Source organism: Deltaproteobacteria bacterium (genome assembly GCA_011773515.1).
In the GTDB taxonomy this organism is placed as follows: Bacteria; Desulfobacterota; Deferrimicrobia; order J040; family J040; genus WVXK01.
In genome coordinates this window covers 1-2,501 of the sequence record WVXK01000027.1, presented here as the reverse complement: position 1 = coordinate 2,501, position 2,501 = coordinate 1, and the positions used below count along the sequence as shown (strand labels likewise).

Here is a 2,501-nt window from a genome sequence, read left to right as displayed (position 1 = left end):
CCCGTCTCGAGTTTCACGGCCTTGACCACCTTCTGCTCCCTGTCGATCTCCTCCGCGAAGGTCCTGGCTTCCACCTTTACGTTTTTCACATTTTTGAAAAATTGCACGTCCCTGACCACACCCGCGGGAGTGCTCATCAGTTCTCTGAAATCGCTGACCTGGCCGGAAAGGTAATAGGGAATGCCGCACCCGGCATAGGAAAAGAGGTCGTTTTTCTCGATGATCGTAATTTCGGCTTCCGGGTCGAGCCTCCTCACTGATTTTTTTATCGTTCCGGGCAAAAGCCGTTCCACCCGCATCGATTTTTCTGTCCTGCATATATCTATAGACTTATCAATAGGTTACGAGAGGCTCATGGGATTACAGCCGGGAGGGGGGACCGCCTACTTGCAAAAACGAGATCATCGACAGGCGCCCTGGCTTGCCGCTTGGCTTGCACGGTCGATGAGCGCGTCCTCCCGCACGGGGGGGAGCTAGAGCAAAAACACCTTGCCTGAGCGGGATTTTAGGATACAATAGAGTGCATCCATTCAGGCAGGTGGGCGCTTAACTCAGTGGTAGAGTGCTACCTTCACACGGTAGAAGTCACAGGTTCAAATCCTGTAGCGCCCACCAACTTCATATCCAGAAGCACTGTCAGTCCCGAGTCCAGGGTCCCGAGTTTCGAGTTAAAAAACAAGAGCATCAGAAGTTTAAAGAGCGGAAATGCCGGTTAAATGTCTGGCGGGCCCAAATTCACATAGCCGAAAATTCAAACATAAAGCAGGAAATAGTTGCAAAAATGCGATACAGTTCAGGGGTTTATGCCCTACCAAAACAGCGAGCCGGGAATAAATCCCGCCTCTGCAAAAGTGATATATTCGATCGTGAGGCAACGAGCCAGAAAATCTGGAGCTCCCATAAAATAAGATCACATTTGGATTTTTTCTTGAACGGACTTCGTCTATGAGCGATAACAATAATATCAGTCGATACCGCGAGTAATTAAACAACAACTAGTGAAAAAATATTGAACAAAATCTCTAATATCCTGCTCGGGACAATCTGCATTTTCATCATTATCGCCATTTTACTGGCCGGACTCTGGCCGTTCAATTTCCACCTGAAAAACAGGGTTCAATGGATAGAGGAGGGAAACGGGATACATTTTTACGGAAGGGGAATCGCCTACAGCGCCAGTTTCCTTACAACCGAAAAAACACCCTTAATCGACACCGATGAAATCACCATCGAAATCTTGCTGGAGCCCGATGAAGATACCAATGGTAATTTGAGCCATATCATCACGTTTTTCGACTCTGATGGGGCCGAATACTTTACCCTGGCCCAATGGAAGACACACATCGTTGTCATCCGAAACATAGATGTGAAAAATAGTAAAAATAACCTATTTCTGAAACTAGGGGTCGGCAACGTTCTTTTTGAGGGGAAAAGGAGCCTCGTTGCGGTAACGGGAAACAAAAAAAGAACAGTTGTTTTTATAGGAGGGGACCGAAAGAGATCTGTCCGGGGCTTTAAACTCTTTGAAGAAAACCGGAGGCTATCTCCAGATTTTATCCTTGGCTCCGCTTTGACGGGGAAAAATCCCTGGGTGGGAACTATTTTCGGCCTCGCAATCTATCACCGGGCGTTGAGCAAAGAAGAAGTATCAGAAAGTTACCAAACATGGTTAGATCATGGTTCCCCGGAAAAATCCGGGAAAAAGAGCCCCTCAGAACTTTACTTATTCGAGGAACACGAGGGAATGGTGGCAAAAACCAGGATTCCCGGAAAACAAAATCTCATAATTCCCGAAAGGTATCGGATATTTCGTAAGAGCATCCTTGAGACTTCGGGGGTAAAAACTCGATTCCTCAATAAGGACGTCAAAATAAACATCCTGGGATTTATCCCTCTCGGTTTCATCTTGCTTGCTTACCTCTCTCGCTCAACCCGTCTTCCCGCCTCTACCCTTTGGATCCTTGCAATTTTATCCGGCACCGGACTGAGCCTTGCAATCGAGCTGCTCCAGGTTTACCTCCCCATGAGGGTGTCTTCATTGACAGATCTTATATGCAACAGCATTGGGACCGTTATCGGGGTCATCATTTATGCAATGGGATCATACCTGAAGAATAAAGTCTTTTCTCCGTAGATTATCGTTCCACATCAATTGCCGTGTCACCGGCCGATACCACAATATTCAGACGATTCTTTGCGGCTCACCGTGCCCTTTGGTTTTATTGATAGTCTACAGGAGGCAGATGGAAAGGAGTAGAAACAGGAAACGGCCTCAATAACACGATTGAGCAGCCAGGCATTCCGCAGGGCAATAACCAAATGCCAATCGACACGCGAGTCTTCCCGTAGTAAGATATCCCTGTTTTTCCGTTCACGTGATTGGGGAACTCCGTGGAAAAAAAGATCCAGAATATAATCGAGGAATTAAAGTCTGAATCAACCCTTTTCCACCTATTTGACGAGGGGGAGCTTGAAAAGATCGCCCACTTTTTCCGGTCTGA

At 46.9% G+C, this 2,501-nt stretch carries 2 protein-coding genes and 1 tRNA gene; 2 read left to right on the top strand and 1 reads right to left on the bottom strand.

Annotated features, from left to right (window positions below; translation table 11 throughout):
- The coding region (locus GTN70_03385; GenBank protein ID NIO16033.1) for a pyridine nucleotide-disulfide oxidoreductase at nt 1-299 on the bottom strand (299 nt) is incomplete at its 3' end.
- A gap of 241 nt (nt 300-540) precedes the next feature.
- Here GTN70_03385 and GTN70_03380 point away from each other — a divergent pair.
- Nucleotides 541-615, top strand: a tRNA-Val gene (locus tag GTN70_03380).
- Between the two features lie 394 nt (nt 616-1,009).
- Complete coding sequence (locus GTN70_03375; GenBank protein NIO16032.1) at nt 1,010-2,134, top strand: hypothetical protein; 1,125 nt, start codon at nt 1,010-1,012, stop codon at nt 2,132-2,134.
- Nucleotides 2,135-2,501: the final 367 nt, after the last annotated feature.